Source organism: Flavobacterium antarcticum DSM 19726 (genome assembly GCF_000419685.1).
Taxonomy (GTDB): Bacteria; Bacteroidota; Bacteroidia; order Flavobacteriales; family Flavobacteriaceae; genus Flavobacterium; species Flavobacterium antarcticum.
The window spans coordinates 525,639-547,952 of sequence record NZ_ATTM01000001.1 but is presented as its reverse complement, the minus strand read 5'-3'; the positions used below and the strand labels follow the sequence as shown (position 1 = coordinate 547,952).

Here is a 22,314-nt window from a genome sequence, read left to right as displayed (position 1 = left end):
CATTAAAAAAGGACTTCAATTGAAGTCCTTTTTTAATAAAATTTAATACTGCATAATCAGTTCACGAATTAATTTCCTAACGTGCGGTTCAGCACTTTTTGCAGCCTCCAAAACTTCGGCATGCGTGATGCTTTCAATATTATCAGCATCTCCCATATCGGTAATTACTGAAACTCCAAAAGTTTCTAACTCCATGTGTCGCGCTACAATTACTTCAGGAACCGTTGACATACCCACACAATCTCCGCCTAATCTTTTCACCATACCATATTCAGCTAGTGTTTCAAACGTTGGGCCTTGAAGTCCTAAATAAATACCGTCGTGTACGTCAATTCCTGATTTTTCAGCAATTTCTTTAGCTTTAGCAATCATTTTTCTTGAAAATGGTTCGCTCATGTTTACAAATCGTGGTCCTAAACGTTCGTCGTTCTTTCCTCTCAAAGGATGTTCTGGCATCATGTTAATTTGGTCTTTCAATATAACAATTGAACCCACTTTATAATTCGGATTTACACCTCCCGAAGCATTCGAAACAATTAATTTCTCCACACCCAAATATTTCATTACACGAACGGGAAACGTCACCTCTTTCATATCGTACCCTTCATAGTAATGAAAACGGCCTTGCATCGCCACTACATTTTTAGCTCCAATTTTTCCAAAAACCAAAGCACCTTGATGTCCTTCAACAGTCGAAACAGGAAAGTTAGGAATTTCTGTATAAGGCAATGTAAATTCGATTTTGATATCATCAGTAAAACTTCCCAATCCTGAGCCTAATATCACACCATATTCGGGTGTGAAATTCGTTTTATTCTTAATGTAATTTACGGTTTCTTGAATTTTATTCCACATATTTTTTTTACTATTGAATTGTTGCATTTAAAAATAATTCTTCTACCAAAAATAGCAAATATTACGATGAGAATGCTTCATTTTCACAAGAACTCCTTAAAACGGGTCTAAAATAGAGTCGGTTTTTCTTATATTTGTTAAAAGCGACAATATCCACCGCCTCTCCATTCATTTAAGTGTGCACTTTTATTCTGTTGCATTGAAAAATCCCATCTTATCTTCGAATGATGAGTTTTACTTTTTTTGAAAAATGATCTGATAGGTTCGTTTAAAAAAGCAAGGTGTGAAATTATCCTATATTACTAAACATGAAAAAAGAAACCATCCAACAACTCATCGAATTACGACATATTTTACACCAAAATCCTGAACTTTCAGGATTAGAATTTAAAACCGCCAAACGAATAATTGAATTTATATCAGAATGCAATTCAACAGAAATACTACATCCCATTGGCGAAACAGGAATATTAGCAACTTTCAAAGGTAAAAATCCTGGTCCTACGACTTTAATTCGTTGTGAATTGGATGCTTTACCTATTCAAGAAATTAATAACTTCGAGCATAAATCAGGTATTGAAGGAGTTTCGCATAAATGTGGACACGACGGACACATGGCGATTTTATGTGGTGTTGCAACCTTACTTTCAGACGAAAATAATTTTAATGGAACGGTTCATTTGCTTTTTCAACCTGCGGAAGAAGACGGCGAAGGAGCAAAAAGAGTGTTAAATGACCCGCTTTTCAATCAAATTAAACCTGATTTCGTTTTTGCTTTACACAATTTGCCTGGTTTTTCTTTAGGTCAAATTGTAGTAAAAAATGAGACTTTTTCTTGTGCGGTAAACAGTATGATTATTCAACTTTCGGGAAAAACAGCGCATGCTGGGGAACCTGAAAACGGAATAAATCCTGCTTTAGCAATTTCAGAAATTATTTCAAATTTCAATCTTAAAATCCAAAGTGATATTTCGCTGGAAAGCTATTGTTTGATTACTCCAATTTACATTAATATGGGTAAAAAAGCATACGGCGTTTCTGCTGGTTTTGGAGAAATTCATTTTACCATTAGAAGCAACAGCAATAAAAATATGGATCGAATCCAACGAGAATTAATTGATTCTGTGACACAAATTGCAACGAGTCACAAACTAAAACCTACAATTGATTGGGCCCAACAATTTCGTGCCAATGAAAATAACAAGGAAGCAGTTTCCTTCATTCGAAAAGCAGCAGAAATCAACGGTTATGATATATTCGAAAAAGAAACACCATTCAGTTGGGGAGAAGATTTTGGCTTATTTACCGAATATTTTCCTGGAGCGATGTTTGGTTTAGGAGCGGGTGAAAATGTTCCTTCCTTACACAATCCGGACTACGATTTCCCCGACGAATTAATTCCAATTGGAGCTAAAATGTTTTACCAAATTATTAAAGAAATTCACCATGCACACTAATTCTCATATAGAAATCAATCAAAACGCGCTTCAAAATAACATTGACTTTCTAAAAAAATTATACGGTAAAAAAGTAATTCTTTCGTCTGTAGTCAAGGGAAATGCTTACGGACACGGAATTCCTGAATTTGTTCGAAGCGCATTTTCTTGCGGCGTAACTCATTTTTCGGTTTTTGATGCGGATGAAGCACGAGCGGTCAAAAAAGAATTGCAAGACAAAGTTTCAATATTGATTATGGGATTTGTTTCGGACGAAGATATTTTTTGGGCAATAGAAAACAATGTTTCATTTTACGTTTTTGATAAAATCAGAATGCAGAAAACGATTAAAATTGCCAAAAAATTAAACAAAAAAGCAACCATTCATATAGAAGTAGAAACTGGCATGAACCGAACGGGTTTTGAAAAAAGTGAACTTTTGTGGGTTTCAAAAATGTTGAAAGAAAACACAGATACATTGATTTTCGAAGGACTTTGTACGCATTTTGCCGGTGCGGAAAGTGTTTCTAATTTTTACAGAATAGAGAAACAAATTTCAAATTTTACCACAGCCGAAACTTTTTTTAGAAAGGAAAATTTGGTTCCAAATATCAAACATTCCGCTTGTTCAGCAGCATCAATCATGTTTCCTGAAACTCGAATGGATTTAGTTCGTATCGGAATTATGCAATACGGATTGTGGTCGAGTCCCGAAGTTTTTGTCCATTATTTGAATTCTAAAAAGATAAAAAAAGACCCATTGCAACGGATAATTTCTTGGAAAAGTGAAGTGATGAGTGTCAAAAAAGTCAATCCGGGTGATTATATTGGTTACGGAACGAGTTTTATGGCTTCGGAAAAAATGAAGGTTGCCGTTATTCCTGTTGGTTATTCACATGGTTACAGTCGGTCATTGAGTAATCACGGACGGGTTTTGATTAACGGAAAACGGTGTATGGTCATTGGAACGGTAAATATGAATATGTTAACCGTCAATGTAAGTGATTTAGAAACTGTAAAGAAAGGCGATGAAGCTGTATTAATAGGAAATCAGGAAGATATTTCAATTTCAATCGCCTCATTTAGCGATTTTAGCAATACCTTAAATTACGAATTATTGACACGTTTGGATAAAGGAATTCCGCGAAAGATTATTTAGTTGAAAACTGTTCAACAAAGTCTAAAATCGATTTGTCAAACACATTTGCATTTCCAAGAAACTCGCTTTTAATCGGTAAATAAAACAATTGTTCTTCGGGAAATTTATCCGCAATTCGAACATAATCCTTCTCGGTTGTAACAATTAATTTGTTGTTTGCTTTGGTTATAATATCTGAAATCTCATTTTCAGAAAAATCATGATGGTCGGGAAATTTCATAACTTCATCATCTTCTTTCTTCAAATAATCGAAAAATGGTTCGGGTTTCGCAATTCCGGCAAGAAGTATTTTATCCAATTTTTGGATTTCAGCAACGGGAATTTGCCCACTTTTTGAAAATGCAGCATCATCGTAATTTATTGCAGTGAAAAATAATTGCTGATTCGAATTCAACTTTAATTTCGCCTTAATTTTATTTTTTTCGTCAAGCGAAAGTGTTGGTGGACATTTTGTTATAATAACAATTGTCGCACGATGCGCTCCACTCCTACTTTCGCGTAGATTTCCCGTTGGCAGCATAAAATCATCGCAATACAAATCAGTATATGCTGTCAACAAAATGTATAAATCTGCTTTTACCTTTCGGTGTTGAAAAGCATCATCGAGTAAAATAATTTCGGGTGGATTTTTTTGTGCCAATAATTGTTGAATTCCATTCGTTCGGTTGGCGTCAACAGCCACTTGGATTTGGCGGAATTTTTGAAAATACTGAAAAGGTTCGTCGCCTAAAATTTCTGCATTTGAAGTTGCATTAGCCAAAACAAAACCTTCCGATTTCCTTTTATATCCGCGACTTAAAGTGGCAATTTTATATTTTTCTGAAAGCAATCGGATTAGATATTCAATTTGGGGAGTTTTACCGGTTCCACCCACGCTTAAATTTCCAACAGCAATAACTGGAATATCAAACGATGTGGATTTCAAAATGCCTTTATCAAAAAAGAAATTTCGAATTGAAGTAATGAAACCATAAATTATGGCGAAAGGAAAAAGTAGTATGCGGAGAAATTTCATAAATTATTTATCGGAATAATGACCCATGGCGGAAATGACGAATACTGTTACAATTTCAGCTTCAACAAAATAAACTAATCTATCTTTCTGATTTATTCTTCTAGACCAAAACCCATCCAATTCATATTTTAATGGTTCTGGATTCCCCTCACCTTCAAACGGATGTTCAATTAAATCTTGAAGAATTTTCTGAATTTTCTTTATACTTCCGCGATTTCCGGACTTGTAATGTTGTGCAATTTGCTTTTCTGCTTCTGCCTTTATTTCAACCCTAAACTTCCCCATATATCGCTTGGATCAATTACTCTTGTTGTCGGACCTTTGGCAGCCTCCAAAACCATTTTTACAAATTCTGGATTATAGGGACTTTCTTCTGTTTCCAAATTCGGTTTAGGCTCTTTTTTAGTTTTACGACTCGTTTTATATTTTGCTCCACTTTCAGCCACGAAATTGCTACCAGATTCGGGACGATTATTTATCGGCACGCCATCAATTGCACTAAGTTGCACATCACCTTGTTCTGAATATAAAGCTTCTATAAACTCCAAAAAAGCCATGCCTTTTATGGAATTTTCATCGACTTTTATTGTGAGCGTTTTCATAACCATTTTGTTTGATTTACAAATATACAAAAATCGGACAACTTAATTTTCTGTTGAAATCCAATTTCAAAAGTTATCTTCTTTATCTTTGAAAGCTAATACTATTTTCAAAAGCAAAATAATGAAAATAAAAGAAATTTTAGCCGTTTTAGAAGAAATGGCGCCATTGGCCTATGCCGAAACCTTTGATAATGTTGGCTTATTGGTTGGAAACAAAGAAGAAAATTGTTCAGGCGTTTTAGTTTGTCACGATGCTTTAGAACGTGTTATTGATGAAGCAATTGCTAAAAAATGCAATCTAGTGGTATGTTTTCACCCAATCCTATTTTCGGGTTTGAAAAAAATTATTGGTAAAAACTACGTCGAACGTTCCCTTATAAAAGCCATCAAAAATGACATCGCGATTTATGCGGTTCATACGGCTTTGGACAATCATAAAAACGGCGTGAACAAAATTTTCTGCGACGCTTTAGGATTGATAAACACTAAAATTCTAATTCCAAAGTCGAATTTCATTCAGAAATTAATCACTTTTACTACTCCTGAAAATGCAGAAAAAGTCAGAACTGCTTTATTTCAAGCGGGTGCAGGAACTATTGGGAATTATGAAAATTGCAGTTTTAATTCAAATGGAACCGGAACGTATAAAGGAACGGGCGACAGCAATCCTGTAATTGGAGCTAGAAATGAATTTGTACAAGCAGACGAAATTAAAATCGAAGTCACCTTTGAAAAACATTTGCAACGCCAAATTCTGCAAGCTTTATTTGAAAATCATATTTACGAAGAAGTCGCTTATGAATTGTATGATTTGCAAAATCTACATCAAAATATCGGTTTAGGAATGATTGGCGAACTTCCTGAAGAAATGGATGAAATGGAGTTTCTACAATTGGTAAAAACCAAAATGAAAGCCGACGGAATTCGGCACAGTACTTTTTTAAATAAAAAAATCAAGAAAGTTGCCGTTCTAGGAGGTTCGGGAAGCGAAGCGATTTCTAAAGCAATTCAGGCAGGTGCAGACGCTTTTTTAACAGCTGATTTAAAATACCATCAGTTCTATGAAGCTGAAAGTCAATTGCTTTTGGCTGATATTGGTCATTTTGAAAGCGAACGGTATACAAAAAATTATATTGTTGATTATCTTACGAAAAAAATGCCTAATTTTGCAATCATTTTATCAGAAGAAAATACAAATCCTGTTAAGTACTTATAATATATGGCGACTACAAAAGAATTGAGTGTTGAAGACAAATTAAGAGCAATTTACGATTTACAATTGATTGACACGAGAATCGACGAAATCAGAAACGTAAGAGGTGAACTTCCTTTAGAGGTTGAAGATTTAGAAGATGAAGTGGCGGGTCTTAATTCACGTTCTGAAAAATTAAAAGCAGATTTGGAATCGATGGAAGAGCAAATCAAAAGCAAGAAAAATGCCATTGACGAGCACCAAGAATCGATTAAAAAATACACAAAACAACAAGAAACGGTTCGTAACAACCGTGAATTCAATTCGTTGACAAAAGAAGTTGAATACCAAGAATTGGAAATTCAATTGGCTGAAAAGCACATCAAAGAAATGAAAGCTTCGATGGAATACAAAAAACAAATCATCGAAACTTCTACGGAACGTTTAGAGCAAAAGACTTCTCATTTAGGTCATAAAAAATCTGAATTAGATGCAATTATGGCTGAAACTTCTAAAGAAGAAGAATTTTTGAATAAAAAATCAGCTGAATATGAAGCGTTAATCGAACCTCGTTTGTTAGCCGCTTACAAAAGAATCAGAAGCAGTGTAAGAAACGGTTTAGCAGTAGTTTCTATTGAAAGAGGTGCTTCGGCAGGTTCTTTCTTTACGATTCCACCACAAACACAAGTGGAAATTGCAGCTCGTAAGAAAATCATTACTGATGAGCACTCGGGTCGAATTTTAGTAGACAGCGTTCTTGCAGAAGAAGAAAGAGAAAAAATGGAAAGCTTGTTCTCAAGTATCTAAAAAAATATCTTAAGCCTCGAAATTCGAGGTTTTTTTTTATGAAAAAAATAAAATATTTCCTTCTTACGAAATCAGTTGGCTTTGGGTTGAACGTAGCAAGTTACTTTCAACCTAAAAAGGCAGCACTTATTGCGTATCGTTTATTTAGCGAACCAAGAAAAGGGAAGTTGCATAAAGAAAACTTACCGGAAATGTTGCAGAATGTCCCCTTGCAAAATTTTGATTCGGACAAATACTTTTTGGAAACTTATACTTGGAAAGGGAATTCAAATACAATTCTGCTTGTTCACGGTTGGGAAAGTAATACCTCACGTTGGGAAAAATTACTTCCCTATTTACAACAAACCGGAAGTACGATTGTTGCACTTGACGCTCCAGGTCACGGACTTTCTGGTGGTAAAGAATTTAACGTAGTAAAATATGCGAGTTATATTGAAACGGCAGTACAACACTATCAACCGACCGTCTTAATTGGACATTCCATAGGTGGTGCGGCTTGTATTTATTTTCAATCGCATTTTAAAAGTGAATTTCTAAAAAAGATGGTAATTCTTGGAGCGCCATCGGATTTGAAAACGTTGATTGGAAATTACGTACAACTTTTAAGCTTGAATAAGCGAATGAATACTTTTCTTGAAGCTCATTTTTCAGAAAAATTCAATTCAGAAATCGATGCGTTTTCGATGGCGGCTTTCGCCAAAGAAATTCAGATTCCGGGTTTACTCTTTCATGATGTACACGACGACGTGGTTGCCTTTGGCGAAGGCCAAAAAATCGCCGCTTCTTGGGAAAACGCAAATCTTATAGAAACGCAAGGTTTAGGTCATAGTTTGCACGACGAAAAAGTGTACAAACAAATTATTGATTTTCTCCAATCATAAATATTACTGCTTCACCACTTTTTGTGTCGCTGAAAATCCGTTTTTAGAGTTAATTTGTACAAAATAAACTCCTTTTGCTAAATTACTTACGTCAATTTGAGCTTGTTGATTTAAGTGTGCTGAAAGTACTTTTTGTCCCAAGTTATTGTAAACCGCTACTGAAGAACCTTCTGAAAATTCAGGAGAAGCAACTATATTTAGAAAGTTTGTCGCTGGATTTGGTGCAATACTGAACGTTGGTTTCGTATTGCTTTTTACTTCTAATAAATAATCATTATACACCTTTTGCATCGCTGACTGCATATTTGGAAACGGCCCAATATTTCCTTGGAAAGTACTGGTTTGCGGAATACCTGTTTCTTGCAAGATAGCTCGCATTTGCAAAGCGGTTAAATAAGTTCCCGTTAAACTATGATGGTACGACTGCAAAACGGCTACACAAGAAGCTACAATAGGTGTTGCTGAACTTGTTCCGTTAAACAATGGTGTATAAGATTGATTGAAATCATTACTGAATTTAAAACCATTTAGCTCGGGAATATACCCAGTTGTATAGACATTTTGTCCCCAACCTTGCACATTGACACGTGAACCGTACGTACTAAAATACAATTTGCTATGACTGGTATTTGAAGAGCCACCACCAACAATTATTGCTCCACTATCACCTCGATTCATGTACGATGTATAGTAAGCTCCATCTAAATTTTGGCTTCCATTTCCTGCCGCTGCAACTATTATTGCTCCAATAGCATTTCCTGCAACAGTTAAGTCATAAACTACTTGATTGATTTCTGCCACAACGTACTCACCATTTTGACCCGTATCTTGCATTTCATAAATGACAACATCACCAGTTTGCGCATTTGCAACTGCTTGAGTTACCGCATTTATTCTATTGTAACCTGATTGTTGCCACTCCGGATACAAAATCATTGCAGTAGCTCCATGAGCCAAACCTGAAACACCGTATGTTCCTTTATTCGCATATACAACACCAAAAACACAAGTTCCATGTTCCGTATAATCTAAACCTGCATCAGTGCTAATATTCATACCTGTTGCAATACTTGCTCCAGTTCCTACAAACTCTTCGTGATTTAAATTTATTCCATATTCTATATTTCGGATGGTAATTCCTGTTCCTGTTTGAAAATTATCCCAAGCGTACTGCATATTTACACCAGGATTTGCTCCAATGTATCCTTGTTGTGCTTGATAATTCGAAGTCGTAGGCGGAATATCTGCTGGAGGTTTAATCGCTTCAGCACTAATCAGACTGCAGTACACAACTCCTTTTAATTTTTGCAATTGCAATCCTAAATTGTATAAATTCTCGTTTGTAGGATTGTCGATTTTTATTTGAAAAATGGATCTTAGAATGGCTACTTTATCCGATGTTTTACTCACTAGTGCTTCTTTTTCCTCCATTGCAGAAAATTGCTCCTCTGAAAGTTGAATTCCACGAAGTAACTCAATACCATACGCTTTCTGTAAATGTTCAAAACCTTGAATTGCACTATTTGCTTGATTTGTAAATTGCAAATTACCTGCATTAATTATCCCATTTTCAAAACGAATATATAAATCATGCGAATTACTAGGCGATAAACGGAGTGACGAAGTATCTTCCTGTCCAAATAATACCGTTGAACCAAAAAGAATCAACAAAAAGAAAATATTTTTCATAATAAAGTGTTGCAGTTAAAAACGAACGGTAAAAGTAATGATTCCGAGATGCAATAATACGATTGAAACGACTCAAAATTTCACCCACGCGTTTTATTTTGTTACTTTTGCAGTATGGAAGAAAATTTGAAACGTCTGAATAAATTTATTAGCGAAACGGGTTATTGTTCTCGACGAGAGGCAGATAAATTAATCGAGCAAGGATTGGTAATGCTTAACGGTGTTGTTGCCGATTTAGGAACGAAAGTTTCTAACGCTGATGAAATTAGAATTGATGGTAAATTAATCCGCGAAAACACTAGAAAACATTTGTATCTGGCTTTCAACAAACCTGTTGGAATTGAATGTACCACGAATTTAGATGTTCCTAATAATATTGTAGATTACATCAATTATCCCGAACGTATTTTTCCTATTGGACGACTTGACAAAGCTAGTGAGGGCTTAATTTTCATGACAAATGATGGGGATATTGTGAACAAAATTCTTCGCGCAAGAAACAACCACGAAAAAGAATATATAGTCACTGTAAACCGACCGATAACCGATCGTTTTATTGAAAAAATGGGAAATGGCGTACCCATTTTAGATACGATTACCAAAGAATGTAAAGTGGAACAAATTAGTAAATACGTCTTCCGAATTATTTTGACGCAAGGTTTAAACAGACAAATCCGTCGAATGACTGAATATTTAGGATACGACGTGACAGCTTTAAAACGAACTCGAATCATTAATATTTCACTAGATATTCCATTAGGTCGTTACCGAGAATTAACGGATGAAGAATTTACTCAAATGAATGAACTTATCGCTCCATCAATAATGACTGAAGAAGCAAGTTTGCCAAAAATCGTATCAGAAGAAACTCGAAATAAAACTCCTTGGCGAAAAAACCCACAAACAACTGCGACCAAAAGTTTCGGTCGACCTTCACCAAGAAAGTAATTTTTAAAAGTAGCTCCTACTGGAACTATTTTACATCTTTAAAAATATTTTGAAAGTAAAATAAATAAATTAGATTGCTGAATTTTTGTACATTCACCTCCTGAAATAGTAGAATTAAAAAACAATTATTTCGAATATGTGATTAACTATTAATTAATTAAGATATGATGAGCAACAATACTTCTTTTTCTGCACAATTTAAACTTTTATTTTTCACTTTACTACTTAGTGGTTTTTCGGGTTTTGCCCAAGATAAAATCATTAAAAAAGGAGGAGAAACTTTAGAGGTCAAAATTTTGGAAGTAGGTCCAAATGAAATCAAGTACAAATTGTTTTCAGAACCTGAAGGTCCAATTTTTATTATGGATAAAGACCGTATTGTGGAAGTTGTCTTTGAAAATGGCCGTATTGAAAAGTACGTTTCGCCATTAAAAGATACTGAATTTTATGTGGATCAAAAAAAGCGTGCCTTGAAGATGAACTTCATTTCTCCTCTTTTGGGTTATACGCAAGTGGCTTACGAACAAAATTTGAAACCCGGTAGAAGTTACGAAGTATCTTTAGGAATTATCGGCTTGGGTAGAAATCAAGAACTAGAATATTGGAACGGAACAACACATAAAGAAAACCAAGCTGGGGTTTTTGGTAGTTTTGGATATAAATTTAAACGCGTTCCAGACTTCACAGCAAACAATCAGAAGTACGGACATATATTGCAAGGATTCTACGTAAAACCGGAATTAATGATTGGTTATTTGTCTAACGACGGTTTTAATTATGACACTCAAACCAGTGTAAAAAGAAAAACTACTTTTGGTGCTGCATTAGTTAATCTGGGTAAACAATGGGTTTTCTCCGATTCTTTTGTAATTGATTTATATGGTGGATTGGGTTATGCTTTAAAGACGAGATCAGATAATGATGGAGACTATTACAATTCAGAAGGAAGATTGTATGGCGTAATCACTGGATCGGATGACGCAGATTTCGCAGTTTCAGGTGGATTTAGAATCGGTTTTCTTCTTAAATAAGTCCTTTTACTTTCAAATAGAAAACCTCGAAATTATTCATTTCGAGGTTTTTTCGTATAATTTCTACAGCATTTTATTTTAGCTTAAAAAATAAATTTTAAAACCATTTTTTTCTCATAAATAGAAAGACTCCTAATGCAGAAAACAATATAGAAACCGAAATTAAAATTGGCATTCCGTAAATGTTTCCTTCAAGTGAGTTAGGCACATTCATTCCGTAGAAACTTGCAATAATCGTTGGGATCAACAATATAATAGAAATCAACGTCATTTTTTTCATGATATCGTTCAGGTTGTTTGAGATAACTGAAGCATATGCATCCATCATACCTGTTAAAATGTCGCTGTAAATCTTGGTCATTTCAAGTGCTTGTCTCAACTCAATTTCAACATCTTCAACAAGTTCAGGGTCGAGGTGTTCTTGATTAGTACGCTTCTTGATTCGGTAAACCACTGTACTATTTCCTTTAATGGAAGTCATGAAAAACACTAAACATTTCTCAATATGCAACAATGCTTGAAGCTCCTCGTTTTTGATGGATTTCTCCAAATTATCTTCTGCCACTTTAATTTTGTGGACAATTTGTTTCAAGTATTTCAAATACCAAACACCGGAAGACAACATCAATTTCAACACTAAATCAAAATCATTCTTGATGTAGGTTTTCTTCTTTGTGGTGAAATTGATAAAATCTTGAATGACTTCATTTTCGTGAAAGCAGATTGTCACAAAAACAGACTCATTAAAAATAATTCCAACTGGAACTGTATTAAAGGGAAGTTTTACGTCATTGCTAAGAATTGGAATGCGGAAGATTACTAATTGCCAACCATTTTCAAATTCAATGCGTGGTCGCTCATCAACGTCATTGATATCGTTGTAAAAATCTTCTGGAATTTGAAGTTCTTCGAGAAGGTATTTTTTTTCCTCGGATGTGGGATTTTGGAACGCAATCCAATTTTGAGACTGCATTTCACTGGCCTCGTATAAACCAGAATTGTTTTTGTAGTGTGTTTTCATACAAATCGCTATTATAAATAGTGATCTATATGAATCACTATTCTACATTAAAAAAAATATCCTATACCTGTCTGATTTCATTGTTACTTATAAAAGTGGTGCAAAAGTATCCTATTAAATCGGTATAAAATACAAAGGAGGATTCTTTTAAGTTATTTTTAGTTTCATAAAAAAAACCTTCTTGAAAGAAGGTTTTTTTTATATTATTTTCTGTATTTCCGTTGCTCTCGAGCTAATAATGTGTTTTTCAATAACATTGCGATGGTCATTGGTCCGACTCCACCAGGAACTGGTGTGATGAAAGATGCTTTTTTTGATACATTTTCAAAATCCACGTCACCTGTAATTCGGTACCCTTTTTCAGCAGTTTCATCTTTAACACGTGTAATTCCAACATCAATAATTACGACACCGTCTTTAACCATTTCTGCTTTCAAATAATTTGGCACACCTAAAGCGGTAATTACAATGTCTGCTTGAGTAGTTATTTGAGCAATATTTTTTGTATAACTATGCGTTAAAGTTACCGTCGAGTTTCCAGGAAATCCTTTTCGTCCCATTAAAATACTCATTGGTCTTCCTACAATGTGACTTCTTCCAATAACTACAGTGTTTTTCCCTTTTGTTTCGACATTATAACGTTCTAATAATTCCAAAATTCCAAAAGGTGTTGCCGGAATAAAAGTAGTCATATCTAGTGCCATTTTTCCAAAATTCTCTGGGTGAAATCCGTCCACATCCTTACTTGGGTCGACCGCCATCAATACTTTTTGTGTATCAATTTGAATTGGCAAAGGCAACTGAATGATAAAACCATCGATGTCATCATTCTCGTTTAACTCCTTAATTTTGTTCAGCAATTCGGTTTCAGAAGTCGTACTTGGCAATTTCACCATCGTAGATTCAAAACCCACACGTTCGCACGCTTTTACTTTACTACCAACATAAGTCAAACTCGCGCCATCATTTCCTACAATAATTGCTGCAAGATGTGGTACTTTCTCTCCATTAGCTTTCATGATATTTACTTGAGCAGTAATCTCATTTTTAATATCATCCGAAGTTTTCTTTCCGTCTAAAATTGTCATTGTTTTCTTTTGTTTCAGGTTTGAAGTTTCAAGTCTAAAGTTGTGTTAGTGCTTAAAACTAATTGTAGTTAGATATTATTTATTTGGGCATGACCCAGAAAAGGGGTCGGGCTGTTCGCTCCCGCTTTTATTGTCTCGTCCCAAAAGACGAGACAATACAGAGCTCCACTTCCATCCCTCATGCAAAAAATTAAGGTTTAAAACTTCTTTTCATCGAAACTTTAAACCTTAAACTTTAAACTTTTATTTCATTCCGGGCATTCCACCTTTCATGCCGCCCATCATTTTCATCAAGTTTTTTCCGCCTGGACCTTGCATCATTTTCATCATTTTGCTCATTTGGTCAAACTGTTTCATCAATTGATTGACTTGTTCGATTTTCGTTCCAGAACCTTTTGCAATACGTGCTTTTCGTTTCACATCGATAACTGCAGGTTTTTTTCTTTCGATAGGCGTCATCGAATGGATAATTGCTTCTATATGTTTAAAAGCATCATCTTCAATTTCTACATCTTTCATCGCTTTTGAAGCACCAGGAATCATTCCAACTAAATCTTTCATATTACCCATTTTCTTCACTTGCTGAATTTGGGTCAAGAAATCGTCAAAACCGAATTCGTTTTTGGCAATTTTCTTCTGTAATTTTCTTGCTTCTTCTTCATCAAATTGTTCTTGAGCACGCTCTACTAAAGAGATAACGTCACCCATTCCCAAAATACGTTCGGCCATACGAGCGGGATAGAAAACGTCAATCGCTTCCATTTTCTCACCAGTTCCGATAAATTTAATTGGTTTATTAACCACAGATTTAATCGAAATCGCAGCTCCACCGCGAGTATCACCGTCTAATTTTGTCAAGATCACTCCGTCAAAATTTAATCGGTCGTTAAACGCTTTCGCCGTATTCACCGCATCTTGACCCGTCATTGCATCCACAACAAATAACGTTTCCTGTGGTTGAATCGCTGCGTGAACGTTTGCAATCTCGTTCATCATTTGCTCATCAACAGCAAGACGTCCAGCCGTATCGATAATAACAACATCAAATCCATTTGCTTTTGCGTAAGCAACTGCTTTTTGCGAAATGTCGACAGGATTCTTATTGTCAGGTTCAGAATACACTTCCACACCTACTTGGTCACCCACAACATGCAATTGAGTAATTGCTGCAGGACGATAAATATCACAAGCTACCAATAACGGTTTCTTGTTCTTTTTTGTTTTTAAATAATTGGCTAATTTTCCAGAAAAAGTAGTCTTACCAGATCCTTGTAAACCTGACATCAATATAATTGAAGGTTTTCCTGAAAGGTTAATTCCAGCAGCATCGCCACCCATTAATTCAGTCAATTCGTCCTTAACTAATTTTACTAATAATTGTCCCGGCTGCAAAGTCGTCAATACATCTTGACCAATTGCTTTTTCTTTTACTCTTGTAGTAAATTCTTTGGCAATTTTAAAGTTGACATCGGCATCTAATAAAGCACGACGAACTTCTTTCAAAGTATCGGCAACGTTGACTTCGGTAATTTTACCGTGTCCTTTTAATATATGAAATGCTTTGTCGAGCTTGTCGCTTAAATTATCAAACATAAGAATGTATCTTTTAGAGGTGCAAATATAAGAGAAACGCCTTAAGTTTCAAAGCGTATGAAGTTCAAAGTTTTGGAGAAAAGTATGGAAAATTTAATAATGTGAATTTAATTAATAATTATCTGATTCGATATTATTAGCTGTTTTCCTTGAAGGTTATCAAAGCCTTGTAGGTATCGGATTATTTAGAATTATACCTACAAGGTCAAAAAAAAGACCTTGCAGGAAAACGACAGAAGTTTCAACAAATAAAAAACCAACTGTAATAGTTGGCTAATTTATAATTTTCTCAAATCGAAGGAAGTTACTTGATTCACCATCATCGCTTACTGTTGTTAATTCCAGTTTATTTTTTGTTCGACTTTCAATGTGCCATTCGTCAGCTAAATCAATAAAGTATTCAGGACCTGAAAACACTATTTCAAAATCAATCTCATCGTCAAAGCTGTTTTTCAAAGCACTCCAACTGCCCATTAATTCTTCTGTTCCATTTGATGCAGCAAGAATATTGTTTTCACTAAAAACAAAAGTATATCCATCAAAATGTATAGTTTGATCTGAGCCATTGTGTACGAATCGAGTCAATTTCCAAGTTCCTGAATTTACTGTATTCGTAATCTGCTGCGAAACATTTCCAGAAGTAGAAAGATCCGTTTCGTCTGAAGAACAAGCGAAGCCGCAATATAACACAGAAATCAAAACCAGAAAACTAAACACTTTTTTCATTAGAATAACTTTAACACTACGTATCTAACGCAGAAAAATATTCGATAGTATTATTTCTTTTTAAAATTGGAAATAAATAAAGGGTTGTGGTCCACTTGAAGCAGTTGCAAACACAATCCAAAACACGAAAGCTAAGACTAAAGCTTTCATTACTATTGGTAACTTGCCAAATGTATCTTGCAAGAATTGAATGAAATTTTGTGGTAGAAAATGCCAAACAAATCCAATAAGCATTACTATAAACACGTTCTGATATCCTTGAATAATCGTCCACCATTGGCTAAGGTTTACTTCCACTTTACCAATGTTTTCAATCACCTGAAAAGCCGTTGCAAAATCTCTTGCTCTAAAGAAAATCCAGCAGAAAACTACGAAATGAAAAGTAATAAGCACACTTACGAAACGAATCGCCCAGTTTTTTGGAATGTTGAAATACTCTTTAAAAAGACGTTCTACAACCAAAGCACTTCCGTGTAAAGTTCCCCAAACTACGAATTTCCACGAGGCTCCGTGCCACAATCCACCCAATAACATCGTTAAGAATAAATTGATGTAGGTGCGAAATTTTCCTTTTCGGTTTCCACCTAATGAAATGTATAAATAATCGCGTAACCAAGACGATAATGAAATATGCCAACGTCGCCAAAACTCCGTAATCGAACCCGATTTATAAGGGGTTCTAAAATTCAGCGACAGCTTGAATCCCATCAATAACGCAATTCCAATCGCCATATCTGAATATCCAGAGAAGTCGCAATAAATTTGGATTGCATAACCGTAAGACGCCATCCAGTTTTCAAAAGCAGAATAACTATTTGGCGCATCGAAAACGCGGTCCACAAAATTAAGCGAGATATAATCTGAAATTACGGCCTTTTTTAAAACTCCGCCAATGATTAAAAACAACGCTTTATTGACATCTTCCCGACTCAAATTCAGCTTTTGATAAATCTGCGGAATAAACTCCGATGCTCTAACAATCGGTCCTGCCACAAGTTGCGGAAAGAACGACAAATAGAACATGTAATCTATATAACTTTTCGTTGGTTCAAGTTCGCGACGGTAAATATCAATCACATAACTCATCGATTGAAACGTGTAAAATGAAATTCCGACAGGCAAAATAATGTCGTAAAAAGATAAATTACTATCGAAAATACCGTTATAATTATCAATCAAAAAATTGGTGTATTTGAAATAACCCAACAACGTTAGATTAATCACAACACTTAAATACAGATAAAATTTCCTGTAAAATTTTAAAGTTTCACTGTATAAAAGCCGTGCTAAATTATAGTCTAAAACTCCTGTAAAAATTAGTAATCCAACGTAAATCCCACTTGATTTGTAATAGAAAAATAGTGAAAACGCAACTACATATAAATTACGCCAAAAGTGCGTGGTAGATTTTGCGATTAAAATGTAAAGTGGATAAAACACCAAAAACATTCCCAAAAACAAGGCAGAGTTAAACAGAATCGGCTCTTTTGCACTATACACAAACCAATGCTCCACTGTATTCCAAGTGAAATTTTCAAAAATAGAAGTAAACCAATCCATACTATTCATTGATTATCGCTTTTGATTTTTCATAATTCTCAAATGCTTCAATGATTGCTTTGGCCAATAAATTTCCTTGCTTCACGTAACCTGCTTTTGTATAATGTACTCGGTCTGGACCAATCAAACCTGCTTTCGCATTCTGATTAATGCCGTATAAACCACCCATATCTGTGTATAAATCCCAAACCGCAACTCTCCTACTGTATGCCAAATCGATGATTTTTTTACTGTAATCAGCTACGAACGTATTTGGATATTTTCTTTTGAACAATGATGGTGGAGGTGTTGAAATGATAATTTCAACAAACGGATTTTGCTTTCTCGCATTCGAAATAAACAAATCCAATTGCGCAATAAAAGCATCCGAATTCATATTGTCAAACGATTCATTGGTACCAAAAGACAATACTAAAACATCAGGATGCAATGCTTTTAACTGCTCAAAAAACAACGGATATTTATTGTAATCGGAGAATTTAGCGCCATTTACACCCGAATTATGATAAACAATACCTTTGTCATTGTTTTCTAAAATAATTCCATTCAGTTCAAACACATTCTCGTCTTTATTTGGAATTAAGTAAATCTTATCTAACAAATTTTCACTTTTGTAAAAATGCGAAAAAGCGTCCTTTTGAATTTCCAACGGGATAAATTCAGAACGGGAAATACTTCTATTCTGCTTTTCATTCGTAGGAATTTTCAATGTTTTTCCGGCGCGAATGTTATTCGATTTCAAACCATTTGCTTTTTTCAAAGCTGTAATCGAAACGTTATATTTATCAGCAATCGCACCTAAAACATCGCCACTTTTTATTTTATGCGTGATTGTTTTCGGCACTTGCGATTCGAATACGATTGTTTTTTTGGCTGTAGCCAAATCAAAACTCGGAATATTATTTGGCGTCAGAATTTTAATCGTGGTGAAATAATTATTGCGTTCTTTTGCATTCAATTCAATGGCAAAATCCTCTTTTCGCGCTTGAAGCAAAATTCCGGTCAAGCCAATATTTGCCGAAGAAACTGGAGAAACATTTCTAAAACTAGTAAAACTACCATTCGAAGAAAACCGAACATCCCAAGGTCCATTTGTTTTGGCCAAATTATAGGGAAAAACCAATCCACGACCTCCATTTCCATACTCCTTTTGCAAACGCTCACGAACCACATTCGTCATCAAGTCTGCTTGAATGTGCGAATCTCCAATGTGAAGAAAATTAATTTTCTGCTTTGAATCAGTAGATTTCATCTCCGCTAACTTTTCATAAAAACAAAGCAATGCATCCGGATTTATTAATGCAATTTCAGTTTCCAAAACCGCAATTGAATCCACAGAAATAGAGTCGGTTTCTACATAAGAAGAATCGATTTCTTGTGCTTGGCTTTTCGAGAAAAACAGCAGAAAACTTAAAATAAAAAGTATTTTATTCATGCGGTTCTGGAGTTTCTGTTTTTGAGAAAATGGTATCAATCAGCGATTTCTTTTTTGGTGGTATTACTTTTTTATTTTTCCGCAATACTTTATATTGTTGGTAACCTTCATCAAGTTGGTCGTAAATAATTTTTGCAATTTTCTTTGCACCTCGGAAGTTGAAATGCGTATAATCTTTATTGGCTAAAGCCGGTTCTTCCTCCGTCCATTTGACCATCGAACCGTCACCACCCATTAAAGTGTATAAGTTTATATAACTCGATTGGGTTTTTAAAGCGTAACGTTTTTGTGACAAAGTCAACGGAACGACTGCCGAATCGGTTTTCATTTCCAAATCATATTTGCTGGATTTATCAGCCGTCGAAACCACTAATATTGAAACTCCTGGAAAACATTCTTTCAGTCGATTGATGGTTTTGGTCATGCTTCTGTCGTACCAAGTGTAATCTTTGGTGCCGTAATTCAACACGTTTGTACCGTAATGTAAAATGATTAAATTGTACTGTAACTCATTTTGAAAAGCTTTCATTGTCGCTACATCAAACTTGGAAATCGGAATTCCTGAATTTCCTCTTTGTGAGAAATTGTCCACGTGAACGCCTACTCCATCATCAAAATTAAATCCGTAAATTGGAATTGAATCTGCTTTTGAAAAGTTGGCTTTAAATTGTTTTATAGGTGCATTTGAAAGCGAAAGTGTATTCAGAATTTTATTAGGCATCAACGTTTTACGAATGGTATCTTTTCCTAAAACATAGCTAATTCTTCCGGTTTTATTTTTACCACTTCCGTAAAAAAGCGTCGGATTATCAAGTTGCGTATTGTATCGAGAACGTCCTGCTTTATATTTTACCCAAGCAGAATGTGCGGTATCATTTGCAAAGAAAACGTGTCCATTTACGCCAAAAGAACGCTGTGGATATTTAACGTTTAAATAAGATTGTGTTTTCCAATTTCCGGAAAATTCATGTTGAACCGAACTTCTTGACGCCGCTGATTCCGAAGTTATCGCTACAAAACCGACACCCTGACCACCAAATTTCTCTTGGAAATAAGTACGGAAATCTTGGACAATCATGTCGCCATCCGTCATTGAATCACCAAAATAAGCAATCCGAACTTTCCCTTTTTTATTGGTTTCTAACTGGTATAATTGTTCGAAAAACGGAATTAAATACTGGTTTCCTTTGTAGTTTTCAAATTTTTCTTCTGGGAATTTAATACCGTCATTTTCTTCAAAAACAATAGGTTGCTTCGCTAAAGAATCATCTTTAGTCATGATTTTTTCAACTAAATCAGGTTCAGCATCAAATGCATCGAGTAACATGCTGTCAATCAAAACATTTTTAGTACTTCCTGCTTTTTCAGAAAATATTTTTTTAGGCAAAAACTGCTTCAATCCCAAGAAAAAAACCGTGGCCAAAACCAAGATAAGAAAAGATTGTAAAAAGTAGGACGAGTTTGTTTTCACTAACTAATTATGAATTACATTCTGTTTGGAACCGAAATTCCCAATAATTTAAATGCTGACGCGATAGTTTCGCCGACTTTCTTTGAAAGTTGAACACGGAACATTTTTGCATTTTCATCGTCTGAACCTAATATTGGCACAGTTTGATAAAATGAATTGTATTCCTTAACCAAGTCGTATGTGTAATTTGCAATCAAAGCTGGACTGTGATTTACAGCTGCATTTTGAATTACTTCTGGATAAGAAGCCAACACTTTAATCAACTCTTTCTCCTTTTCATGCAGAGGGATTTCGTTTGCCGAAAAAGTTATTGAAGCAAAATCAAAATCTGCTTTTCTGATAATCGACTGAATTCGAGCGTACGTATATTGAATAAATGGTCCTGTATTTCCTGCAAAATCAACTGATTCTTCTGGATTAAACAGGATTCTCTTTTTAGGGTCGACTTTTAAGATGTAATATTTCAAAGCTCCAAGACCAATAGTTCGGTACAATTCTGTTTTTTCGTCTTCGCTGTAACCGTCTAATTTTCCTAAATCTTCAGAAATAGTTTGAGCCGTTTGCATCATTTCATTCATTAAATCATCTGCATCCACAACCGTTCCTTCACGACTTTTCATTTTGCCGGATGGTAAATCTACCATTCCGTACGAAAGATGAAATAAGTTTTTAGACCAATCGAATCCCAATTTTTTCAAAATCAAGAACAACACTTTAAAGTGGTAATCTTGTTCGTTTCCAACAGTGTAAACCATTCCGCCAACATCTGGAAAATCTTTTACACGTTGAATTGCCGTTCCAATATCTTGCGTCATGTAAACCGCAGTTCCATCCGAACGCAACACGATTTTTCTATCCAAACCGTCTTCCGTCAAATCAATCCAAACCGAACCATCAGGGTCTTTTTCAAAAATTCCCTTTTCTAATCCCATTTGAACGACTTCTTTTCCTAATAAATAGGTATTGCTTTCGTAATAATAAGAGTCGAAATCAACGCCCATATTTTCATAAGTCGTTGCAAAACCATCGTAAACCCATTGGTTCATTGTTTTCCAAAGTGAAATAACTTCTGGTTTTCCAGCTTCCCAATCTAAAAGCATTTGTTGTGCTTCTAAAATTAAAGGCGCTTGTTTTTTAGCATCTTCTTCAGAAAGTCCGGTTGCCATTAATTCGCTGATTTGGCCTTTATAAGCTTGGTCAAATTTCACATAATAATTACCCACAATTTTATCTCCTTTTAAACCCGTAGATTCTGGAGTTTCGCCGTTTCCGAATTTTTGCCAAGCCAACATTGACTTACAAATATGGATTCCACGGTCGTTGATGATTTGAGTTTTATATACTTTTTTACCGGAAGCTTTAATAATTTCAGCAACAGAATAACCTAATAAATTGTTTCTTACGTGACCTAAATGCAAAGGTTTGTTGGTGTTTGGTGAAGAATATTCAACCATTACTGCTTTATCATCAGGATTTGGTTCAACCGTTCCAAACTTTTCATTTCCTTTTACTTCATTGAAGAAATCCAAATAATAATTGGCAGAAATAACAATGTTCAAAAATCCTGAAACTACGTTGAACGCTTCTACTTCAGCAACATTTTCAACTAAATAAGTTCCGATTTTGTTACCTAAATCAGCAGGATTTCCTTTAATAACTTTCAATAAAGGAAAAATAACCATCGTAATATCGCCATCAAATTCCCTGCGTGTCGCTTGAAACTCAATTGTATCGATGTTGATTTCGAATAAAAGGGCAACTGCTTTTTTAATTTCGGGCGTTAAGATGGAAATAAGTGACATAAT

20 protein-coding genes are annotated in these 22,314 nt (G+C 34.9%); 7 read left to right on the top strand and 13 right to left on the bottom strand.

Going from position 1 to position 22,314, the window contains the following annotated elements; genetic code table 11:
- Positions 1 to 42: 42 nt before the first annotated feature.
- Positions 43 to 855: a purine-nucleoside phosphorylase gene (locus tag YWA_RS0102620; protein WP_026718526.1), complete on the bottom strand. Its 813-nt coding sequence runs from the start codon at positions 853 to 855 to the stop codon at positions 43 to 45.
- 308 nt (positions 856 to 1,163) lie between these two features.
- Between YWA_RS0102620 and YWA_RS0102615 the strand changes: the two genes are divergently transcribed.
- Complete coding sequence (locus tag YWA_RS0102615) at positions 1,164 to 2,312, top strand: amidohydrolase (RefSeq protein ID WP_022826939.1); 1,149 nt, start codon at positions 1,164 to 1,166, stop codon at positions 2,310 to 2,312.
- Positions 2,302 to 3,450: an alanine racemase gene (gene alr / locus YWA_RS0102610; RefSeq protein WP_022826938.1), complete on the top strand. Its 1,149-nt coding sequence runs from the start codon at positions 2,302 to 2,304 to the stop codon at positions 3,448 to 3,450. Before YWA_RS0102615 ends, alr begins: the two co-directional genes overlap by 11 nt.
- On the opposite strand, the gene lpxK is transcribed toward alr, so the two are convergent.
- From lpxK to YWA_RS0102595, 3 genes are read right to left on the bottom strand one after another with little or no spacing between them, the layout of a single operon-like run.
- Positions 3,443 to 4,465, bottom strand: coding sequence for a tetraacyldisaccharide 4'-kinase (lpxK, locus tag YWA_RS0102605; RefSeq protein ID WP_022826937.1), 1,023 nt, complete (start codon positions 4,463 to 4,465; stop codon positions 3,443 to 3,445). The genes alr and lpxK overlap by 8 nt on opposite strands.
- Before the next feature lie 3 nt (positions 4,466 to 4,468).
- Positions 4,469 to 4,750: a Txe/YoeB family addiction module toxin gene (locus YWA_RS0102600; protein WP_022826936.1), complete on the bottom strand. Its 282-nt coding sequence runs from the start codon at positions 4,748 to 4,750 to the stop codon at positions 4,469 to 4,471.
- Entirely contained in the window at positions 4,726 to 5,067 is a 342-nt protein-coding gene (locus YWA_RS0102595; RefSeq protein ID WP_157505285.1) for a DUF2683 family protein, read from the bottom strand. The genes YWA_RS0102600 and YWA_RS0102595 overlap by 25 nt, the downstream gene beginning before the upstream one ends.
- 121 nt (positions 5,068 to 5,188) lie before the next feature.
- On the opposite strand from YWA_RS0102595, the gene YWA_RS0102590 reads away from it, so the two are divergent.
- Genes YWA_RS0102590 through YWA_RS0102580 form a run of 3 tightly spaced genes read left to right on the top strand, consistent with a single transcriptional unit; the run spans position 5,189 to position 7,947 of the window.
- On the top strand, positions 5,189 to 6,283 hold the full coding sequence (locus tag YWA_RS0102590) for a Nif3-like dinuclear metal center hexameric protein (protein ID WP_022826934.1): 1,095 nt from the start codon (positions 5,189 to 5,191) through the stop codon (positions 6,281 to 6,283).
- A 3-nt stretch (positions 6,284 to 6,286) separates the two neighbouring features.
- Positions 6,287 to 7,066 (top strand): zinc ribbon domain-containing protein, encoded by a 780-nt coding sequence (locus tag YWA_RS0102585; protein WP_022826933.1) that lies wholly within the window; start codon positions 6,287 to 6,289, stop codon positions 7,064 to 7,066.
- 38 nt (positions 7,067 to 7,104) lie between these two features.
- Positions 7,105 to 7,947 (top strand): alpha/beta hydrolase, encoded by an 843-nt coding sequence (locus YWA_RS0102580; RefSeq protein WP_022826932.1) that lies wholly within the window; start codon positions 7,105 to 7,107, stop codon positions 7,945 to 7,947.
- Between the two features lie 3 nt (positions 7,948 to 7,950).
- Here YWA_RS0102580 and YWA_RS0102575 read toward each other — a convergent pair whose 3' ends face one another.
- Positions 7,951 to 9,636, bottom strand: coding sequence for a S8/S53 family peptidase (locus YWA_RS0102575; protein WP_022826931.1), 1,686 nt, complete (start codon positions 9,634 to 9,636; stop codon positions 7,951 to 7,953).
- A 114-nt stretch (positions 9,637 to 9,750) separates the two neighbouring features.
- On the opposite strand from YWA_RS0102575, the gene rluF reads away from it, so the two are divergent.
- Positions 9,751 to 10,584 carry a 23S rRNA pseudouridine(2604) synthase RluF gene (gene rluF, locus YWA_RS14530; protein ID WP_022826930.1) on the top strand — a complete coding sequence of 278 codons (834 nt, stop codon included), beginning with the start codon at positions 9,751 to 9,753 and terminating at the stop codon, positions 10,582 to 10,584.
- A gap of 164 nt (positions 10,585 to 10,748) precedes the next feature.
- The gene (locus tag YWA_RS0102565; RefSeq protein WP_022826929.1) at positions 10,749 to 11,615 is read left to right on the top strand and encodes a hypothetical protein; all 867 of its coding nucleotides are present in this window, start codon (positions 10,749 to 10,751) and stop codon (positions 11,613 to 11,615) included.
- Positions 11,616 to 11,712: 97 nt separating this feature from the next.
- Here YWA_RS0102565 and YWA_RS0102560 read toward each other — a convergent pair whose 3' ends face one another.
- The 8 genes from YWA_RS0102560 to argS form a co-directional block, all read right to left on the bottom strand.
- Positions 11,713 to 12,636: a magnesium transporter CorA family protein gene (locus tag YWA_RS0102560; RefSeq protein WP_022826928.1), complete on the bottom strand. Its 924-nt coding sequence runs from the start codon at positions 12,634 to 12,636 to the stop codon at positions 11,713 to 11,715.
- A gap of 203 nt (positions 12,637 to 12,839) precedes the next feature.
- Entirely contained in the window at positions 12,840 to 13,724 is an 885-nt protein-coding gene (locus YWA_RS0102555) for a bifunctional 5,10-methylenetetrahydrofolate dehydrogenase/5,10-methenyltetrahydrofolate cyclohydrolase (RefSeq protein WP_022826927.1), read from the bottom strand.
- A gap of 243 nt (positions 13,725 to 13,967) precedes the next feature.
- Positions 13,968 to 15,317, bottom strand: a complete 1,350-nt coding sequence (gene ffh, locus YWA_RS0102550) for a signal recognition particle protein (protein ID WP_022826926.1) — start codon at positions 15,315 to 15,317, stop codon at positions 13,968 to 13,970.
- Positions 15,318 to 15,590: 273 nt separating this feature from the next.
- Entirely contained in the window at positions 15,591 to 16,043 is a 453-nt protein-coding gene (locus tag YWA_RS14525; protein WP_022826925.1) for a hypothetical protein, read from the bottom strand.
- A 60-nt stretch (positions 16,044 to 16,103) separates the two neighbouring features.
- Positions 16,104 to 17,612, bottom strand: coding sequence for an MBOAT family O-acyltransferase (locus tag YWA_RS0102540; RefSeq protein ID WP_022826924.1), 1,509 nt, complete (start codon positions 17,610 to 17,612; stop codon positions 16,104 to 16,106).
- Positions 17,605 to 19,038 carry a LysM peptidoglycan-binding domain-containing protein gene (locus tag YWA_RS0102535; protein ID WP_022826923.1) on the bottom strand — a complete coding sequence of 478 codons (1,434 nt, stop codon included), beginning with the start codon at positions 19,036 to 19,038 and terminating at the stop codon, positions 17,605 to 17,607. Before YWA_RS0102535 ends, YWA_RS0102540 begins: the two co-directional genes overlap by 8 nt.
- A complete protein-coding gene (locus YWA_RS14520; protein ID WP_022826922.1) occupies positions 19,031 to 20,509 on the bottom strand; it encodes an SGNH/GDSL hydrolase family protein in 1,479 nt (492 codons plus the stop codon). Before YWA_RS14520 ends, YWA_RS0102535 begins: the two co-directional genes overlap by 8 nt.
- A gap of 14 nt (positions 20,510 to 20,523) precedes the next feature.
- Complete coding sequence (argS, locus tag YWA_RS0102525; protein ID WP_022826921.1) at positions 20,524 to 22,311, bottom strand: arginine--tRNA ligase; 1,788 nt, start codon at positions 22,309 to 22,311, stop codon at positions 20,524 to 20,526.
- Between the last annotated feature and the right edge of the window lie 3 nt (positions 22,312 to 22,314).